Below are 19,236 nucleotides of genomic sequence, written 5' to 3' on the forward strand. Positions count from 1 at the left end.
AAGGTTTTTTGTCAGGAGTTGGGCGTATTGAACTCCCGACGCAGGGATTCGGCATCCCACCCTTCTTCAACATCTTTCAGCCAGCGATCGTTTTCGTCCGAGGTAATCAATTCCTCCAGTTCCCGGATGCGCCGGCGGGCGCTGCTGAAATATTGTTTGTGGTCGTGCCGGACGGCCGCCAGCTCTTCCAGCGCCTTCTCGTCGTGCTTCCGGAACAGCCGGGCGGCCCGTTCGGAGGAGTAGGCCCGGTGACCCAAAAGCCGCATGGCATCGACGCCCATCCGCAGGGAGCTGTCGAGGGTTTCGCGGTAAATATGCGTCAGACCGGCATCCATGAACTCGTAGGCATCGTCGCGGTCGATGGCCTTGACCAGAATTTCCAGATTGGGAAAGTGCTTTTTGGCCGTTTCGATCAGGTCGAGTGCCTTGTCGGGCGAGTCGATGGCGATGATCAGCAGCCGGGCTTCGGCCGCCCCGGCCGATTTCAGCAGATCGTAGCGGGAAGCGTCGCCGTAATAGACCTTCAGCCCCAGCTTCCGCAGCGTATCCACCCGGTCGGAGTCGAAATCGAGCACCGTCGTGGCGACGTTGTTGGCCCGCAGAAACCGCCCGACGATGTTTCCGAACCGCCCGAAACCGGCAATAATGACCTCATTTTTCTCCTCGACGGCGTCTTCCGGCTTGCGTTCTTTCTCCTTCGTGCCGAAGCGCGGCAGCAGCATTTTCTCGTTGAACAGAAAAACCAGCGGGGTCAGCGCCATGCTGAGAGCCACGACGGCCGTCATCAGATCGACGGTCCCGGCGTCCAGAATGCCGTTCTGGGAAGCGAACGAAAGCAGTACGAAAGCGAACTCGCCCACCTGACAGAGGCCCAGTGAAAACAGCAGGTTCTGGTCGGTCCGAAGCCGGAACCGGTTTCCCAGCACCGCCAGCACGACCGCCTTGGCCGCCATGATCCCGAACACGATGCCCAGCACCACCCAGGGGCTGCCCAGGAGCAGGTCGAAATTGATTGCCGCCCCGACGGAGATGAAGAACAGGCCCAGCAGCAGCCCCTTGAACGGGTCGATGTCGCTTTCCAGCTCGTGTTTGTATTCGCTGTTGGCCAGCACCACCCCGGCCACGAACGCGCCCAGCGCCGGGCTGAGGCCCACCATCTCCATCAGCACGGCGATGCTCACCACCATGAGCAGGGCCGTGGCGATGAACACCTCCCGCATGCCGGTGCGGGCAATGATCCGGAACACGGGCCGCATGACATACCGCCCCACCAGCACCAGCCCGACCACGGCCCCGACCACGACGAACGGCCGCGCCCAGTCGGGCAGTCCGTCGACGAGGGAAAAATGGTGGGCGTGGTTGCCTTCGGCCTGCGCCGGGTAGATGGCCAGCAGAGGCATGATGGCCAGAATCGGGATGACGGCAATGTCCTGGAAGAGCAGCACCGCGAAGGTGCGCTGGCCGGCCGCCGTCGACAGCAGCCCTTTTTCGTTGAAGGTCTGCAGCACGATGGCCGTCGAGGACATGGCCAGAATCATGCCGAGGGCGAGGGAAGGCTGCCAGGCAAGGCCGGTCAGCATAGCCAGCCCGGCGACGATGAGCGTCGTCAGAAGCACCTGCAAACCGCCCAGCCCCAGCACCGAAACGCGCAGTTTCCAGAGCCGTTCGGGTTCCAGTTCCAGCCCGACCAGAAACAGCATGATGATGACGCCGAACTCGGCGAAGTGCATCAGGTCGTGGCCCTCGTCGCCCACAAAGCCCAGCCCGGCCGGACCGATCACCATGCCGGCCAACAGATACCCCAGCACCGACCCCAGGCCCAAGCGCTTGGCGAGGGGCACGAACAAAACACCGGCGGCCAGATAGACGATGGCCTGCAGCAATACGGATTGATCCATAAGTAACTATTAATCAAGGATAAGTTCGTTGAAGTACTGCCGCTTTCCGGCCTCCTGAACATCGATCTGGTCGTTGACCAGCATCGACAGCAGCGACTGATACTGCTGTGCATACCGCTGGATGTCGGGTTCGTTCAGGCGGTGGGTGCCGTGCACCACGAACGGAGGCAGGTAGGACATATTACAGAGCCGGGCCGTCTGTTCGAACGGCGCCAGAAACTGACGCATCGTGAAGCGGTTGTACCCTTCTTCCTGGTACGCTTCCTGCCGCCCCCCGGCCGTCACCACATTGAGCATTTTTTTTCCGGTAAGCGCCTTGCCCTGCCGCCCATACGCCCATCCGTGTTCCAGCACCAGGTCCTGCCATTGCTTCAGGAGGGCGGGCGAGCTATACCAGTACAAGGGGTGATGCATGATGATGTAGTCGTGGTCGAGCAGCAACTGCTGTTCGCGGTCCACGTCGATGTCGAAATCCGGGTATTCCTCGTAGAGGTCGTTGACGGTCACCGCCCCCATCTCCCGGCAGGCCTTCATCAGATACCGGTTCGTTTTCGATTTCTCCAGCGCGGGATGGGCAAACAGGATAAGAACGGACGACATACTTCAATAAGTTGATTGGGACAACCGCCACCACCCGGGCGTCGTGCAGGCAAGCCACTTCATTCAAAAGTAGTGAAAAACGGGCTTACTTTTTATTCGACACGAACAACTCCCGGACGTCGACGTCGAGCAATCGGGCAATTTCGAAGAAGGTTTCGACGGGCGGCTGCATGTCGTTGGTACACCAGCGGGAGACGGTTGACTTATCTTTCCCGAGCTTTTCACAAAGCCATTTGGACGTCCGGTCCTGCTCTACCAGAACCGCCTTGATCCGATTAAATTTCTGATTCGGCATGAATCACACAAATTTCGTCGGGCGCAAACATAGTTAAGAATATTTCCAAAACCTACCGAGTTTCATCCAGCCAGTTTTACGCGTTTTACGAAAAATATTTTCTTTTTTTTGAAAACATTTATTTAGTTGGCGTAACAATTATCAGTTTCCGGTTGGGAGGAATTTATGCGTCAACCCAGAAAAATCCGTAATAAAAAGGGAGTCGGAACATCACGCAGGTGGACCGTCCGCCAACTGAAAGTATACCGGAAACATTTCCCGCGGGCCCGGTACAAAACCGTCGTATTCCCCGAAATCCGGCTTTGCGGTCAATGGCTTCAGGACATCGGTTTCGAATGCGGGCAGACGGTTCTGGTCCAGCGGGAACCGCACCGGATTACGATCACGCTGAAAGCCGGGCGGGCCACCGGTGACGGTGATCAGATAAAAATGGAATGATTGCATCCTTAATTTGTTATTTTTGACCAGTCACTGCATCATGGCGAATATCGATCCACATATCAGACATACGCTTCAGCATTATTTTGCCGGCCAGCCGGTCATAAGAGCTTATCTTTTTGGTTCACTGGCCCGTGGACAGGATCATGCGGAGAGTGATATCGATGTGCTGATCGAATTCGCCAAAGGGGCGACCCTTTTCGATCAGGCCCGGATGGTGTGGCAACTGGAAGAGTTGCTGCACCGAAAAGTCGATGTCGTTTCCGAAAGCGGATTGTCTCCTCTAATCAGGCCGTTTATCAATCAGGATAAAATTCTCGTTTATGAAAGGAAATCTCGGTGACCGGCAGAGAATCGAGCATATCCGGGAAGCTCTCGTTCATATTGAAAGTTTTACGAACGGGCTTAATTACCAAGCCTATATAGACAATTTCCAACTTCGGCTGGCCTTGGTAAAATTACTGGAAATCGTCGGAGAAGCTGCCGCTGCCATTAGTAGCGAACTGCAGGAAGAATTTTGAGATAGAATGGCGAACCTTGAAGTCCGTTCGCAATATCTTGGTCCACGAATACTTTGGGATCAGTTACGATATTATCTGGGATACAATTCAGAAAGATATACCCGGTTTAAAAGACAAGATTGATTTAATTATCCAGAAAAAATTTTCGGATTCGTCCACCGCTGGGACTTGAACCGAGCCAACCGGAAGGCAAAACGACCAGTTCCCCTGTCTTCGTGTACCGCCCGGCAATGCCCCTTAACCGGCTTTGTCATCCCGGTTCTTTTGTTATCCCACCCCTCCACCCTTTTTGTTATCCCGACGCAGGAGGGATCTTGCAGTTCAATAACCTATCTGAACGAGCATCGAAGCCCAGGATCCCTCGTTCCTCGGGATGACAAGGCTCCGCTGATTTGAAAACCGGCAAAGCAGCTTTGACATCAGGGTGACAGGTAGAAACCGCCGAACCCCACCCTCCCGCGTGCCGTAGGTACGCTACCTCTCCTCTGCCCTCACGAACGCCCGGCCTCGATCTGGTTTTGCCTCAAGGAAAATACCTGTCTGACAAACAGAACATTATCCTAATTGTTAATGATACCGCAAGGGGTAACGTCCTTTTACCTCCGGTTCATCACAAACCTTTAATCATCATGGGAAAATACGTCATCACCAGCGGCTCGCAGGGCGAAACCTTCCGCTTCCGACTCGTAGCCGGCAACGGCCAGACCATTCTGACCAGCGAAACCTATAAATCCAAAGCCGGTTGTGAAAACGGAATCAAATCCGTGCAGAACAACTCCCAACTCGATACCGCCTATGAGCGGATGACCTCCCGGAACGGCAAATACTACTTCAATCTGAAAGCCCGGAACGGCGAAATCATCGGCAACAGCGAACTCTACGAAAGCGAGTCCGGCCGGGAGAACGGCATCGACTCCGTCCGCCGAAACGGATCGACGGAGGTGGTCGAGACGGAATAACGCCGACGGTGGCAGCCATCCGGTTTCCTGTGATTTTTAAGGTCAGTTTGCCGAAAAAACTGCCTTTCCAGAAACTTCTTTGGGTAACTTTGAGATTCTAAGGATATACCTTCTGAAGTGGGAAACCGTCGGGTCAGATCGGCCCGGCCGATTCTGGAAATAAGCAAGTTATGTATGACGTCATTATAGTGGGCGGTGGCCCCTGCGGGCTGGCGGCCGGAATCGAAGCGGCCAAAGCCGGACTGAGCTACCTGATTCTGGAAAAAGGCAGCCTGACGGAATCCATCCGGCGGTATCCGCGCATGATGCGGTTTTTCTCCACGGCCGAGAACATCGAGATCGGCGGGATTCCGTTTCCGATTTCCGGCGTGAAGGCCAACCGGAACGAAGCCCTGCAATATTACCGCAAGGTGGCCGGTTATTTCCACCTGGATTTCAAGCTGTTTACGGAAGTGGACCGGGTTGAACCGACGGCGGGCGGGGAGGATACGGCCTTTACCGTCACCACCACAACCGGCGACGCCTTTCAGGCCCGGAAGGTAATTATGGCGACGGGCTACTTCGACAAACCGCGCCGGCTCGGCATTCCGGGCGAGGACCTGCCGCACGTGACGCACTACTACGACGAGCCGTTCCGGTATTCCTACACCAACGTAGTGATCGTCGGGGCCTCGAACTCGGCCGTCGAGGCCGCGCTGGAGCTGTACCGCGCCGACGCCCATGTTACCATCGTCCACCGGGCCGACGACTTCCGCAAAACCGTCAAATACTGGCTGGTGCCGGACGTCAAGAATCGGGTGAAGGAAGGAAAGATACACACGCAGTTCAACGCCTGCGTCACCCGCATCGAACCGGGCAAAGTCATGACCGTCAACCTGCAAACCGGCGAGGAAACGGAACTCCCGGCCGACTTCGTGCTGGTCCTGACCGGTTACATCCCTGACGCCGACCTGCTGCGTCGCTGCGGCATCGAACTGAACGACGAAACCCAGGTGCCGGTATTCGACCGGGAAACCTTCGAAACCAATCTCCCGGGGCTGTATGTCTGCGGCACGGTCATGGCCGGTATTTATACCGAAAAAGTTTTTATCGAGAACGGCCGCGACCATGCCAAAGCCATCATCGACCACATCACCGGCAAGCCCATCCGGAAAGTGGCCGAACTGATCGAGCGGATTTAAAAACGTTTCTCTGAAGCTACCGATCCGACAGTTCAGGATACAGAAAGCGGGTTTTGTCCGTATCTTGCGCCGAGATTTAGACCGACCCGGCCGGATATGAAAAACCCGCTTTTGCTCCTTTTTTTGCTCCTGAGCCCGATTGCCTTTGCCCAGATCCCCACTGAACGTCAAGTGAAACCGAACCCCCGCTGGCAGACCGATTTCTGGAAAGCCCGCTGGATCGCCCACCCATCGGCCCCGGCCCGTTCCTACGGGGTCTATCACTTCCGCAAATCCTTCGACCTGAGCCAGAAGCCGACCCGCTTCGTCATCAACGTCTCGGGCGACAACCGCTATCGGCTCTTCGTCAACGGCAAGCCGGTCGTTCACGGCCCCGCCCGCAGCGACCTTCAGAACTGGTATTACGAAACCGTCGACATCGCGCCTTTCCTGAATACCGGAAAAAACACGCTCTCGGCCCAGGTCTGGTACCTCGGCGATCAGGCGCCCTTTGCCCAGATGAGCTACCAGGTGGGTTTCATCATCCAGGGCGACGGCGATGCGGAACAGATCGTCAATACCGACAATACCTGGAAGGCCTTTCATAATCAGGCGTATTCACCCGTCGTCAACGACATTCCGAAGCTGCGGACCTACATCGTCGTGGGCGCGGGCGACCGGGTGGAAGCCGCCCGGTTTCCCTGGGGCTGGGAAAATTCAAATTTCGACGACGCCGGCTGGCCCCCGGCCAAACCGGTGGGCTGGGCGGCCAAGCCCCGCGGCCTCGGCACCGACGGCAACTGGCAGCTGATTCCGCGCACCATCCCCCTGATGGAAGAAACCCCGCTGCGGCTGGCGACGGTCCGCCGGTCGGAAGGGGTCGACGTCGATGACGATTTTCTGAAGGGAAACAATGCGGTGACGATCCACCGCAACTCCAAAGTGGTGATTCTCTGCGATCAGGGCCACCTCACCAACGCCTACCCGGAACTGACCGTCAGCCGGGGCAAAGACGCCGTGATTACGCTGGCCTACGCCGAAGCGCTCGTCGACGACAAGCGGCAGAAGGGCAACCGCAACCAGGTGGAAGGCCGTCAATTGATCGGGTTTGAAGATCAGTTCGTAGCCAACGGCGACCAGAAACGGACGTTCCGGCCGCTGTGGTTCCGCACCTACCGGTATTTGCAGATTACGGTCGAGACCAAAGGCGAGCCGCTGGTCCTCAATGACCTCATCGGTCAGTTTACCGGTTATCCGTTTCAGGAGAAAGCCCGGTTTGCGGCCAGCGACGCGGGTTTGACGGACATCTGGACCGTCGGCTGGCGGACGGCCCGGCTCTGTGCGGGCGAAACCTACTACGACTGCCCCTACTACGAACAGTTGCAATATACCGGCGACACCCGCATCCAGTCGCTGATCTCGCTCTACGTGACCGGCGACGACCGGCTGATGCGCAAGGCCATCACCGATTACGAACACAGTCGTTTTAACGACGGTCTGACCCAGAGCCGCTACCCCAGTGCCGATTTTCAGGTGATTCCGCCCTTCTCGCTCTATTGGGTCTGCATGGTGTACGACTACTGGCTGCACCGGCAGGACGACCCCTTCGTGCAGTCGATGCTGCCCGGCATCACGAGCGTGCTCGACTGGCACGAGAAGCGCCTGACCTCCAACTACCTGAACGGCCCGATGGAGTGGTGGAACTTTGTCGACTGGTCGAAATGGGAAGCGCCCGAGGAGGGCATGGGCGGGGTGCCGAAAGGCGCCCGGAAAGGCGGATCGGCCATCCTGACGCTTCAGCAGGCTTATACGCTTCAGCGGGCCTCGCAGCTGTTGTTTCACTACGGCAAAAACCAGCAGGCCGAACATTACCGCACGCTGGCCCAGCGGCTGGCCCGGACCGTCTACGAACGCTGCTGGGAACCGGGGCGGGGACTGATTGCCGATACGCCCGACAAAACCGGCTTCAGCCAGCATGCCAACATCTGGGCGGTATTGACCGACGCCGTGCCGGTGGCCCAGCAAAAGGCGGTATTGCAGAAAGTCATGACCGACCCGAATCTGATTCAGGCGACGTTCTATTTCAAGTTTTACCTGTTCCAGGCCCTGAAGAAAACCGGCCTCGCCGACCAGTTTCTGCCCATGCTCAAACCCTGGCGCGACATGCTCGCCATTGGCCTGACCACCTTCGCCGAAAACCCGGAACCGACGCGTTCCGACTGCCACGCCTGGAGCGCATCACCCAACTACGAATTTCTGGCGACGGTCTGCGGGATCAACCCAGCCTCACCCGGTTTTCAGTCGGTGATCATCACCCCCTACCTCGGCGACCTCCAGTTTGCGGAGGGCAGCATGCCCCACCCGGCCGGAGAAATTGCCGTCCGCTTCGATAAAACCGCCACCGGCCTCAAAGGCACCGTAACCCTGCCGCCGGGACTGACCGGCACGCTCAAATGGCGGGGTAAAACCGTCGCGCTGAAAGAAGGCAGACAGGATCTCACCTTATGAAAAGAAAAAGACCGGCCCCTTTGCCGGTCTTTTTTCCATCCAGTGTGTTCAGTACTCTATAATCAGCTTTTGATAAACGGCCCGGCAATCGCCAGCACCTGCTCCATGGTCAGCGGTTCGTCGAAAGATTCGTAAACCGTTCTTTCGTACATGGCCGGGTTGAAGACCGAGTCATGCGGCAGGGTCATCAGATCGACCATTCCGCCACCGCCGTTAGGCTGCATCGTCTGGTTTTCGCCTGCATAGACGGCGCCCTGTACGTTGGGTGAGGTCGGCAGCGTATTGTCGTTGGCGTCGGGCCACACCCGGATGCCCCGCATCCGGCGCACAGCAGCCGCGTGACGGGCTTCGACGGAGTGGATCTGGAGGGCGATGCCCAGCACGGTCGGGTCGGAAAGCAGGTTGGCGGCCTGGCCTTTGTAGGCCCGAACCCCCGTGTCTTCCAGCGCCTGGGCGATGGCCAGGAAGGTCTGGTAGTTAGTCAGAACGTCCGGGAAAGCCCCACCATAGGTGAAATCAAATTTCAGGGTGTTTTCCTTGATCGTCTGGGCTTCCGGGATGGCACCCCGGAGCAAGTCGACGTGGGAGGCCTCATGCTTGGCAATCTGGACCACATACTCGCGGGTGCCCAGCGGCAGCAGACCCCGGGAGAACTGGGCAGCCCGGTAGAAGTCGCGTTCCAGGTACTCCAGCGTCAGGGCATATTTCAGAATGTCGACGACCGAAGGCGTGTCGGCAAAGGCTTTGTTGATGGAAGCGGCAAAGAAAAGGGGTGTGGCGGCCGCAGCGACCGACGTGGTTTTCAGCAGTTTCCGGCGCGAGAAGCTTACTTTTTCAGCCGCTTCCGGATCTGTTTTTTCAATCTGGGAAAATATTCCGAAGAGATTCATGAGTTCGTTGAAAGTTTAAAGGTTGGAGATCGGTTAACGGCTCAGCAGATCACCGAAGTCGAGGCCGGTGGTGGTGATGAACTTCGCGACCATCGGAATGACCTGCGACGGTTTCAGGCTGATATCCAAACCCATGGTTTTCACCACGTCGTCACCGGCGAAGAAGCTGGTCCCCGGACGCAGAATCGTGCGGATCAGGGCGGCATGGCGGGCTTCGACGGAGACGATCTTGCCGGCCAGCGTCAGGAACGTGCCGTTGGTCAGCAGCGGACCCGCGCCGTTATAAGCTCCTACACCTGTATCTTCCAGCTGACGGGCGGTGTTGAGCACCTCCTGACGGTGGTTGAAATCGATCGGAAATTTAAACTCCAGATCCTGAATGGCATACGGCCCCAGGGCGGCTTTGAAGAATTCCCTGTGGACCAGCTCGTGGTCGTGGATGTCGCTCAGGACCATTTTTTCATCGCCCCGGATGTCGGAGAACAGTTTTTCGACGGCCTGGCGGTAGAAGGCCGTTTCGAGCTGCTCAAGGGCATAGGCATAGTTGAGAATGGCAATGTCTCCCGTCCCGAAACTCTTGCCGCCGGCATCGGCGGCCGTTCGGGCACCCGAGCGGTTGGCCGGTGCCAGTTCGTTCACGGAATTCTGGCACGAAGCCAGGAACGCGGCTGTGGAGGCTGTAAACAGGCCGACGGTGCGCAGGAACATTCTCCGTTCGACCGACGGGATGGCGGGAACCGATGGTCCAGTTTCTTTTTTGACTGGCTCACTGGATAACTGTTTCATAATGATAATGAGTTGTTAAGAATAGTGTGAGATTGCCTTTGGAAGACACTGATACCAACGAGGCAGGCGCTTATCCGGATTTCGGTGCCGTAAGCTTCCTGAGGGAGTGGGACGTCAGGAAGGGGCTAAGTAACTGAAAGGCAGTAAATTAGATTTTTGAGATATTTTATGTTATTTTTTTGCTACTCCCGCTGAATTTTCTTTGGATAAAAAATTGAACAAACCGCCTTGAAAACGGTTTATGCCCCCTTTTTACTGGCTCTCAGAATACTCGATGCTCGTCGAAACTTCGTATCTTCGTTTTCTGTTAGCTTTAAGAATAAGGCCTTCACAACGTGACCGATAATAAAGTTTCTCTTACCGACATTGACCTGACGGGCTACGAACAGATTGAAATTCTCGGTGCCCGGGAGCATAACCTGAAAAATATTGACGTTACGATCCCGCGCAACCGGCTGGTAGTCGTAACCGGTATCAGCGGCAGCGGGAAATCCTCGCTGGCGTTCGATACCATTTATGCCGAAGGGCAGCGTCGGTACATGGAGAGTTTTTCCGCTTATGCCCGTTCCTTTATCGGCAACATGGAACGGCCCGACGTCGATAAGATCAACGGTCTGAGTCCGGTCATTTCCATCGAACAGAAAACCACTTCCAAAAACCCCCGCTCGACGGTCGGCACGACCACGGAGATTTATGATTTTCTGCGTCTGCTCTATGCCCGGGCCGGAGAGGCCTTTTCCTACGTAACGGGCCGGAAAATGGAGCGGCAGTCGCAGGACCAGATCATCGACGCCATCCTGAAACATTATACGGGCAAAAAGCTCATCCTGCTGGCTCCCGTCGTGAAAGGTCGGAAAGGCCATTACCGCGAGCTTTTCGTACAGATCGCCAAGCTGGGCTACAACAAAGTCCGGGTGGACGGGCAGGTGCTGGACATCGTCCCCAAAATGCAGCTCGACCGGTACAAGGTGCACGACATCGAGATCGTCATCGACCGGATCGTCCCGAAAGCCGACGACCGGTACCGACTCTCGCAATCCATCCAGACGGCCCTCAAACAGGGCAAGGGCGCCATGCAGATTCTGGACGAGCAGAACCAGGTGACCTATTTCTCCCAGAACCTGATGGACCCCGAGTCGGGCATCAGCTACGACGAGCCGTCGCCCAACACATTTTCGTTCAACTCCCCCTACGGCGCCTGCCCGGTCTGCAATGGTTTAGGCTCCATCGAAGAGATCACCGAGGAGTCGGTTATTCCCGACAAGTCCCTGAGCATCAGCCGGGGCGCCATCGCTCCCCTCGGCGAATACCGCGAACTTTGGTTTTTCCGTGAAATTGAGGTCATCCTGAAAAAATTCAAACTCAGTCTGACTACCCCTATTGAGAAATACCCGCCCGACCTTCTTCATGCCATCCTGTACGGTACGGAGGAAGAGACGACTATGCCGTCGAAGAAATTTCCGGGCGAAGATTATTACAACTTCAAGTTCGAGGGGGTCATCAACTTCCTGAAGCGGCAGCAGGAAAACGGTTCCGACAAAATTCAGGAGTGGCTGAAAGACTTCATGGTCGTCAGGACCTGTCCGGAATGCAACGGGGCCCGGCTGAAGAAGGAATCGCTCTACTTCCGAATCGACGAAAAAAACGTCTCGGAACTGGCCCGCATGGACATCTCGGAACTCTCGGTCTGGATGACCGACCTGGAAAGCCGCCTGTCCGAACGTCAGAACGTCATCGCCAAAGAGATTCTGAAGGAAATCCGCAAACGCATCGGTTTTCTTCTCGACATCGGACTGGATTACCTGACCCTCGACCGGCCTCTGCGGACGCTCTCGGGCGGGGAAGCCCAGCGCATCCGGCTGGCTACGCAGATCGGTACCCAGCTCGTGGGCGTCCTCTACATCATGGACGAACCGAGCATCGGCCTGCACCAGCGCGACAACGTCAAACTGATCGATTCGCTCAAGAATCTTCGCGACCTCGGCAACACGGTTCTGGTTGTCGAACACGACAAGGACATGATGCTGGAATCGGACTTCATCCTCGACATCGGGCCGGGGGCCGGGCGGCACGGCGGACAGATTGTGGGGGCCGGTACGCCCGAGCAGTTCATCCGGAACGGCAGTACAACGGCCGAATTTCTGAGCGGCCGACGGACCATCGAGGTTCCGCAGGAGCGACGGAAAGGCAACGGCAACCAGCTCGTTATCAAAGGCGCCACCGGCCATAACCTGAAGAATGTCTCCCTGAAGCTGCCGCTGGGCAAGATGATTTCGATCACGGGTGTTTCGGGCAGCGGCAAGTCCTCGCTGATTCACGAAACGCTGTTCCCCACGCTGAACCGGCACTTCTACAAATCGAAGCGGGAGTCGCTGCCGTTCAAGTCGGTGGAGGGCCTGGAGCACCTCGACAAGGTGATTGAAGTGGACCAGTCGCCCATCGGGCGGACGCCCCGCTCGAACCCGGCGACTTATACGGGGATGTTCTCCGAAATCCGGACGCTGTTCGCCGAGTTGCCGGAAGCCAAAATCCGGGGCTACAAGCCGGGGCGGTTCTCGTTCAACGTCAAGGGCGGTCGCTGCGAAGAATGCGAAGGCGCCGGGATGAAGAAAATCGAAATGGAGTTTTTGCCGGACGTTCACGTCGTGTGCGAGACCTGCAAGGGCAAACGCTTTAACCGTGAGACGCTGGAAGTTCGCTTTAAGGGTAAATCCATTGCCGACGTGCTGGACATGACCGTCGAGCAGGCACTGGAGTTCTTTACCAGCCAGCCTAAAATTCTGCGTAAAGTGCAGACCCTCAATGATGTCGGTCTGGGCTACATCACGCTCGGGCAACACGCTACCACCCTCTCGGGCGGGGAAGCGCAGCGGGTCAAGCTGGCGGAAGAACTCTCGAAGAAGGATACCGGCAAAACGCTCTACATCCTCGACGAACCGACGACCGGCCTTCATTTTCAGGACATCGCCCACCTGCTCGCCGTCCTGAACAAGCTCGTCGAGAAAGGCAATACCGTCCTGATCATCGAACACAATCTCGACGTCATCAAGGTGTCGGACCACGTTATCGACCTCGGCCCCGAAGGGGGCAACAAGGGCGGGCAGATCATCGCCGAAGGCACGCCGGAGAAAGTTGCCAAAAGCAAAGGCAGCTATACCGGCCAGTTTCTGGCCCAGGAGTTGTGAAACCGTTAAAACGGTTCAGGTCGGTAAAATCACGTCATCGAATGAAGCCCCCGGTTGAAACCGGGGGTTTTGAAACGGAGATCACCGATGATCCGAATATATTGCCCGCGGAGCCGAACCGTTTCAACGGTTTTACATCTCACGCACCTGCCCGTCTTCCCCGGCCGTCAGCCCGTGGTGTTGAAGAAACCGTGTGAATTCATCCTGAAAGGTGAGCCGGCGATGGTGTTCTTCCTGATTCCGGATATACTGCCGAACGCGTTCCACCTGCGATTCGCTGACCGAAAAAGCGCCGTAACCCACCTGCCAGGCAAATTTCTGCCGCAGGAGCGCACTGCGGTTAACCTCATGCGAACTGCCTCCCTTCACCTGCTTCAATACCTCGGAAATCGACCGCTGGGGAGGTAGCAGAAACAGGAGGTGAACATGGTCCTCGATCCCGCCGATGCCTTCGACGGAGCAGCCAATGTCGGCGAGTTGCCGCCGGATCAGTTCATGGACAGCGGCCCGGATGCTTTTATGCAGGAAAGGCCGGCGGTTTTTGGTAGCAAAGACGGCATGAATCCAGACTCTGGAGTACGTATGCGGCATGAGAAGGGGACGTTCGTTTTAGTAGTAGACGTAAGGGTCCCCGAACCGTCACTGCTCAGCGGGCGGCAATGATCAGACCTAAGCCGACGACATAACACAACAGCATGATGTTCAGCAGCATACCGACGCCTTTGGGCGCGTTGCGGAACTCATGCCAGACATAGATTCCCCAAAGGGCCGCCACCACCGTAGCCCCCTGACCCAGCCCGTAGCTGATGGCCGGGCCGGCTTTGTCGGACGCGATGATGCTAAACGACATCCCGACGCACCAGATCATGCCGCCCAGAACTCCCATCCCGTGGTCACGGAAACTGCCCCGGAAATACGCCGAATAGCGGACCGGAGGCCCGACGAACGGCCGGTACATCAGGAGCGTGTTGAACAGAAAGTTGCTCAGAAAAATACCGAGGGCGAAGAACACCACCGCCGTATACGGGCTGAGCTTGCCGGGTTCGGGAACCGAAAAGTCGGGAAACATCGAAGCCGCCACATAGCGGTAAAAGAACCCCATCAGAACGCCCGCGACGACCGAGAGCAGCAGGCCCCGGGTGGAAACGCCCTGATTCGAGGACGCTGTCCGTCGATAGGCCCCGGCATTCAGCAGAATCGCTACGATGATCAGTGCCACCCCGCCGAACAACAATCCGGCGTTGCCGACCGGCAGGTCGAGGTAATTGACGATGACCCCGATCACCAGCGCCAGGCCGATGCCGACCGGAAACGCCACCGACATCCCGGCAATGGAAATAGCGGCTCCCAGCAGGATATTGGCGGCATTGAAAATCACCCCGCCGACGATGGCCGATCCCAGATTGCGCCCGTCGGCCTGCCGTACATCGGGCAAAAACGCCCGGCCCCCTTCCCCCGTGCTGCCGAACGTAAACGCAAAAAGCAGCGAAAGCAGCAGGATACCGACTACATAATCCCAATAAAATAACTCGAAACGCCAGGTCCCGGCTGCCAGTTTCTGGGTGTTGGCCCATGAGCCCCAGCAGAGCATGGTGATCACGCAGAACAGGACGGCCAGAGAATAGGAAGGAATGATAAACACGGCTATGCAGGGTTAGGGGTTCAGATAGTGGAAAACCGCAACTCAGGCGACGGCCGGCCGTTCGTCGAACTCATGCCGGTGGGGGGCCGAGGCCTGGGCGCCCATCCGCGTAACGGAAACAGCGGCTGCCCGGCAGGCAAAGGCGACGGCCTCTTCCAGCGGCCGGTTTTCCGACAGGGCCACCGCCAGGGCGCCGTTGAAACAGTCTCCTGCCGCGGTGGTATCGATGGCGGTGACCGATGGAGCCGGAATCAGCCGTGCCCCGGCCGCCGTATGCAGAAAAGCCCCCCGCGAACCCAGCGTGATCACCACGTTGGGCACTCCCAACTCGTGCAGCCGCACAGCCGCCCGTTCGGCCGAGGCCGGGTCCGTCACCCGGATGCCGGTCAGCAATTCGGCTTCGCTTTCGTTGGGGGTAACCAGATAGAGAAATGGAAAAACATCCGGGGACAAAGACTGGGCCGGAGCCGGATTCAGAATGACCCGAAACCCCTTCTCATAACTGCGCCGGATGGCGTATTCGACTACCGGCAGCGGGATTTCAAGCTGTACCAGCACGATGGGCGACCCGCTCAGGGCATCGATGGCCCGCTCCACCTCGCCGGTTTCCAGCCGCGCGTTGGAACCGGGGGCCACCATGATGCAGTTTTCGCCCGCAGCATCCACGTTGATCAGCGCCACCCCCGACGGGCTTTCCGAATCGGTAAAAATGTAGGCGGTGTCGATCTGTTCCTGCCGAAACTGCCGGACGGCCTGTTCACCGAAAATGTCGTTTCCGACTTTGGCGACCAGCATTACCGAAGCACCCAGCCGGGCAGCCGCCACGGCCTGGTTGGCCCCTTTTCCGCCGGGATTCATCAGGAACGTGCCGCCGATCACCGTTTCGCCGGGGCCGGGTAGTTTCTCTGCCTTGACCACCATGTCGGTGTTGGAACTGCCGATCACGCAGATTGCATTCGCCATAAAAGAGTCCAGGAATTGTCAGCAGCCAAATATATCCGGAATTTATACAAATTCGGATACCGGCTCCCGGTATTCTTCCTCCTGCTCCAGCCCAGAGAAAGCCGCAGGTAATTCGGTTTCCGGCGCGCCGGACCGGGTTTGGATCGGTCGGCCGGCACCTTTTTCCATTGTGATCCACAACGTTGGTCGTTAGACCGTAGCGGACCACAATGGCCGGCAGGTCCTCCCGCAAAGGTCCCGAACAGCCGGTCCCGGATGATGAGGGTCATGCCGCTGAAATACCGACGAGCGAAAATCGGGGTCAGAAAAGCCCCGGCTTCTACCACCGAACCTGCCCGTCGCCGGTTACGATCCACTTTTCGGTCACGAGCTTTTCGAGCGCAAACGGACCCCGGGCGTGCAGCTTCTGGGTGGAAATACCGATCTCGGCGCCCAGCCCGAAGACGCCCCCGTCCGTAAACCGGGTCGATGCGTTGGCGTAGACGGCCGCGGCATCTACTTCGTTGAGAAACCGGTCGATGATCGCCGGTTTGCGGGAAATGATGGCTTCGGAATGCCGGGAAGAGTAGGTCTGAATATGAGAAAGCGCTTCCTCCAGCCCGGAAACGACCTTCACGGCGCATTTATAGTCCAGAAACTCGCGGCCGAAATCGCTGAGCTGCGCCGGCAGCAGCCGGATATAACCGGCTTCGGCTAGAATGGCATACGCTTCCTCGTCGGCAAATACCTCGACCTGCCATTTTTCAAAATCCCCGATCAGCATCGGCAGAAAGTCCGCGGCCACCGTCCGGTCGACCAGCACGCAGTCGAGCGAGTTGCAGACCGACGGCCGGGATACCTTAGCGTTGACGACGATGTCCTGCGCCTTCGTCAGGTCGGCGGTTTCCTCGACGTAAGTATGGCAGACCCCCGCGCCGGTCTCGATGGTCGGCACCAGTGAGTTCTGCCGCACGAACTGGATCAGCGACTCCGACCCCCGCGGAATGATGATGTCGACGTAGCGGGTGGCCGTCAGCAGTTCGTTGACCACCGCCCGGTCCGGGGGCAGGAGCGAAACCGCATCCTCAGGCACCCTGAATTCCCGCAAAACCGACTGGATCAGCCCGACCAGACACTGGTTGGAGTGGTGCGCTTCCTTCCCGCCTTTCAGCACGCACGCATTACCGGACCGCAGGCAGAGGGCGGCCACGTCCAGCGTCACATTGGGCCGTGATTCGTAAATGACGCCCACGACCCCCAGCGGAACCGCCACTTTGCGCAGTTGCAGCCCCTGTTCGAGGGTCCTTTCCAGCAATACCTGGCCGCTCGGATCAGGCAGGCCGGCCACCTGACGGAGGCTGTCGGCCAGATCGGCGATGCGTTTTTCGTTCAGCAGCAGCCGGTCCTTCTTCGGGTCTTCGTCGGGCATGGCATCCAGGTCTTTCCGGTTTTCGTCCAGAATGGCGGCACACTGATCCAGGATCAGATCGGCCAGCCGGTTGAGCAGGACGGTTTTCTGATCGTCGGACAGGCGCCGGACCGATGCTGCGGCCGCCTGGGTTGCCTGAAGAACGGGAGTAATCGTATTCATCGCTGTTGGTTTACCACAAAACTATATCATTCGCATTCGCAATTTCAATATTCGGCTTGCCGATAACCTCTCCGATGGCTCCTGACGAAAGCCGGGCGCGGGCTACGGCCACCGCCGAGCCGCTTTCGTCGCAGATCTCGACCACTTCGCCGGCTTCGAATTCGCCCTCCACGGCCCGAACACCCACCGCCAGCAAACTGTTCCGCCGGCCGAGTGCCGCCACCGCGCCGGCATCCACTTTCAGGCAGCCGGCCGCCAGGCTCCCGCTGCCCAGCCAGCGGTGGCGGGCCCGGGGGGTGCCGAGCTGCGGGGTGAAGGCCGTGCCGGTTTCGCCCTTCAGCGCCCTGAGAATCCCGTCGGGCTGGTTCAGGCCGAAGATCGTTACCTGAATGCCCATGCGGGTCGCCAGTTTGGCGAAGGTCAGCTTGGAGGCCATACCGCCCAGCCCCAGGGCCGATTTTTCGTTACGGACCAGCCCAAACACCGACTCGTCGACCCGCCCGACGGACGGAATGATCTGTCCCTGCGGATTGAGCAGGCCGCCTACGGACGTACAGAGCATGAGCGTGGAAGCTCCGAAACCGACGGCCATGAGCGTGGCCAGTTCGTCGTTATCGGAAAACTTCAGTTCTCGGTCGCTGACGACGTCATTTTCGTTGGCGATGGGAATGATGCCGTTTTTCCAGAGTTCCTCGACGGTTTCCTTCAGTTGGAGAAACTGCCGGCGGTCGGCGAAATGATGCCGTTCGCAGAGGGCCTGAGCCACGGGAATGTCATACCGGGAAAAATAATGATTATATACGTTGAGCAACAGAAGGTTGCCCACGGCTGCGGCCGCCTTGCGCTGGGCAATCTCGCCCCGGTATCCCTGAATCAGGCTCTTCCCGGCCCCGACTGCCCCGGACGAAACCAGAACGATGCGGTAGGATCGGTGCAGCTCGGCCACCTGCCGGGCAATGTCGGCAATGACGGCTTCATTCAGCGCACCATCCGGCCGGGTGATCGAGGCCGTCCCAAATTTAATGACTAAAACAGACACGCTTCTGGACCGTAGTTACGGCGATTTAACACGACCCGGATGCCCCCGGGCCGGCAGGAGGCAGCAAAAGTACGAAGATTCAGGGCAAGCCGCCAATCCTTTTCGGAAACCGGCCGCTAATCCGACTGGTTTCGGAAGAGGTGATCGAGGACGGGCTCGGTAAAGCGGGCTTTCTTCTGAAGGGTGCGCTTGAGAATCCGCATGTATTCGGGGCGGGGAATCTCGATGGCCCCGAACCGCCGGACGTTGTCGTTAATGAACTGCGTATCGAGCAGTTCGAAGTTCTGTTTCCGGAGAATCTCGATCAGGTAATGAAAGGCGACCTTCGAGGCATTGGGAACGAGATAAAACATCGATTCCCCGAAAAAAGCCGATCCCAGCGCCACGCCGTACAGCCCGCCCACCAGGCGGTTATCGATATAGGTTTCCACGCTGTGGGCCAGCCCCATCTGGTGCAGATCGACATAGGCTTCGATGATTTCATCGGAAATCCAGGTGCCGTCGTTCTCGGAGCGGGGGACCGCGCAGTGGCGCATTACGCTTTCAAAGTCGGAGTTGATCCGAAGTTCGAACAACCGCTTGTTCAAAACAGGCCGCAGGGATTTGGCCGGGCGATAGGTGTCGAGGGGGATAATAGCACGCGGGTCCGGAGAGTACCAGTAAAGCGTACCGTCCGTATCAGCCATCGGAAAAATACCGTTAATATAGCCATATATCAGATCATCGGAGGACAGCCGATACATGCAGGCGAGTTAAGGTTGTTCCGACAAATGTATTAAAAA

The 19,236-nt window shown here is 57.9% G+C and carries 19 protein-coding genes; 8 read left to right on the plus strand and 11 right to left on the minus strand.

Going from position 1 to position 19,236, the window contains the following annotated elements:
• Window positions 1–11: 11 nt before the first annotated feature.
• The 3 genes from DX909_RS00625 to DX909_RS00635 form a co-directional block, all read right to left on the minus strand.
• On the minus strand, window positions 12–1,898 hold the full coding sequence (locus tag DX909_RS00625) for a monovalent cation:proton antiporter-2 (CPA2) family protein (RefSeq protein WP_128543113.1): 1,887 nt from the start codon (window positions 1,896–1,898) through the stop codon (window positions 12–14).
• 9 nt (window positions 1,899–1,907) lie between these two features.
• Window positions 1,908–2,498 carry a glutathione-regulated potassium-efflux system oxidoreductase KefF gene (gene kefF, locus DX909_RS00630; protein WP_128543114.1) on the minus strand — a complete coding sequence of 197 codons (591 nt, stop codon included), beginning with the start codon at window positions 2,496–2,498 and terminating at the stop codon, window positions 1,908–1,910.
• An 85-nt stretch (window positions 2,499–2,583) separates the two neighbouring features.
• Window positions 2,584–2,793, minus strand: coding sequence for a helix-turn-helix transcriptional regulator (locus tag DX909_RS00635; RefSeq protein ID WP_128543115.1), 210 nt, complete (start codon window positions 2,791–2,793; stop codon window positions 2,584–2,586).
• 165 nt (window positions 2,794–2,958) lie between these two features.
• On the opposite strand from DX909_RS00635, the gene DX909_RS00640 reads away from it, so the two are divergent.
• The 7 genes from DX909_RS00640 (at window position 2,959) to DX909_RS00670 (ending at window position 8,379) form a co-directional block, all read left to right on the plus strand.
• Window positions 2,959–3,231, plus strand: coding sequence for a SymE family type I addiction module toxin (locus DX909_RS00640; RefSeq protein ID WP_128543116.1), 273 nt, complete (start codon window positions 2,959–2,961; stop codon window positions 3,229–3,231).
• Window positions 3,232–3,271: 40 nt separating this feature from the next.
• The gene (locus tag DX909_RS00645) at window positions 3,272–3,574 is read left to right on the plus strand and encodes a nucleotidyltransferase family protein (protein WP_128543117.1); all 303 of its coding nucleotides are present in this window, start codon (window positions 3,272–3,274) and stop codon (window positions 3,572–3,574) included.
• Window positions 3,555–3,752, plus strand: a complete 198-nt coding sequence (locus DX909_RS00650) for a HepT-like ribonuclease domain-containing protein (RefSeq protein WP_128543118.1) — start codon at window positions 3,555–3,557, stop codon at window positions 3,750–3,752. Before DX909_RS00645 ends, DX909_RS00650 begins: the two co-directional genes overlap by 20 nt.
• A gap of 37 nt (window positions 3,753–3,789) precedes the next feature.
• Window positions 3,790–3,924 (plus strand): HepT-like ribonuclease domain-containing protein, encoded by a 135-nt coding sequence (locus DX909_RS30055; protein WP_374755852.1) that lies wholly within the window; start codon window positions 3,790–3,792, stop codon window positions 3,922–3,924.
• 457 nt (window positions 3,925–4,381) lie between these two features.
• Window positions 4,382–4,711 carry a YegP family protein gene (locus DX909_RS00660; RefSeq protein WP_128543119.1) on the plus strand — a complete coding sequence of 110 codons (330 nt, stop codon included), beginning with the start codon at window positions 4,382–4,384 and terminating at the stop codon, window positions 4,709–4,711.
• 170 nt (window positions 4,712–4,881) lie between these two features.
• Window positions 4,882–5,892: a YpdA family putative bacillithiol disulfide reductase gene (locus DX909_RS00665; RefSeq protein WP_128543120.1), complete on the plus strand. Its 1,011-nt coding sequence runs from the start codon at window positions 4,882–4,884 to the stop codon at window positions 5,890–5,892.
• 96 nt (window positions 5,893–5,988) lie between these two features.
• Window positions 5,989–8,379 carry a family 78 glycoside hydrolase catalytic domain gene (locus DX909_RS00670; RefSeq protein ID WP_128543121.1) on the plus strand — a complete coding sequence of 797 codons (2,391 nt, stop codon included), beginning with the start codon at window positions 5,989–5,991 and terminating at the stop codon, window positions 8,377–8,379.
• A 62-nt stretch (window positions 8,380–8,441) separates the two neighbouring features.
• Here the strand turns inward: DX909_RS00670 and DX909_RS00675 are convergent, their stop codons facing one another.
• Together DX909_RS00675 and DX909_RS00680 are read right to left on the minus strand one after the other, a co-directional pair.
• Window positions 8,442–9,269 (minus strand): ferritin-like domain-containing protein, encoded by an 828-nt coding sequence (locus tag DX909_RS00675; protein WP_128543122.1) that lies wholly within the window; start codon window positions 9,267–9,269, stop codon window positions 8,442–8,444.
• Window positions 9,270–9,302: 33 nt separating this feature from the next.
• A complete protein-coding gene (locus DX909_RS00680; protein ID WP_128543123.1) occupies window positions 9,303–10,055 on the minus strand; it encodes a ferritin-like domain-containing protein in 753 nt (250 codons plus the stop codon).
• A 335-nt stretch (window positions 10,056–10,390) separates the two neighbouring features.
• Here DX909_RS00680 and uvrA point away from each other — a divergent pair, with 335 nt between their 5' ends.
• Window positions 10,391–13,240: an excinuclease ABC subunit UvrA gene (gene uvrA, locus DX909_RS00685; protein WP_206512949.1), complete on the plus strand. Its 2,850-nt coding sequence runs from the start codon at window positions 10,391–10,393 to the stop codon at window positions 13,238–13,240.
• 132 nt (window positions 13,241–13,372) lie between these two features.
• On the opposite strand, the gene tnpA is transcribed toward uvrA, so the two are convergent.
• From tnpA to aat, 6 genes are all read right to left on the minus strand, one after another.
• A complete protein-coding gene (gene tnpA / locus DX909_RS00690; protein WP_128543124.1) occupies window positions 13,373–13,831 on the minus strand; it encodes an IS200/IS605 family transposase in 459 nt (152 codons plus the stop codon).
• Window positions 13,832–13,886: 55 nt separating this feature from the next.
• The gene (locus DX909_RS00695) at window positions 13,887–14,882 is read right to left on the minus strand and encodes a GRP family sugar transporter (protein ID WP_128543125.1); all 996 of its coding nucleotides are present in this window, start codon (window positions 14,880–14,882) and stop codon (window positions 13,887–13,889) included.
• Window positions 14,883–14,924: 42 nt separating this feature from the next.
• On the minus strand, window positions 14,925–15,845 hold the full coding sequence (gene rbsK / locus DX909_RS00700) for a ribokinase (RefSeq protein ID WP_128543126.1): 921 nt from the start codon (window positions 15,843–15,845) through the stop codon (window positions 14,925–14,927).
• 319 nt (window positions 15,846–16,164) lie between these two features.
• Window positions 16,165–17,415, minus strand: coding sequence for a glutamate-5-semialdehyde dehydrogenase (locus DX909_RS00705; protein ID WP_128543127.1), 1,251 nt, complete (start codon window positions 17,413–17,415; stop codon window positions 16,165–16,167).
• A 10-nt stretch (window positions 17,416–17,425) separates the two neighbouring features.
• Window positions 17,426–18,454: a glutamate 5-kinase gene (gene proB / locus DX909_RS00710; protein WP_128543128.1), complete on the minus strand. Its 1,029-nt coding sequence runs from the start codon at window positions 18,452–18,454 to the stop codon at window positions 17,426–17,428.
• Between the two features lie 116 nt (window positions 18,455–18,570).
• Complete coding sequence (gene aat, locus DX909_RS00715) at window positions 18,571–19,197, minus strand: leucyl/phenylalanyl-tRNA--protein transferase (RefSeq protein WP_128543129.1); 627 nt, start codon at window positions 19,195–19,197, stop codon at window positions 18,571–18,573.
• Window positions 19,198–19,236 lie beyond the last annotated feature (39 nt).

It is taken from the genome of Larkinella soli (assembly GCF_003703975.1).
Classification (GTDB): Bacteria; Bacteroidota; Bacteroidia; order Cytophagales; family Spirosomataceae; genus Larkinella; species Larkinella soli.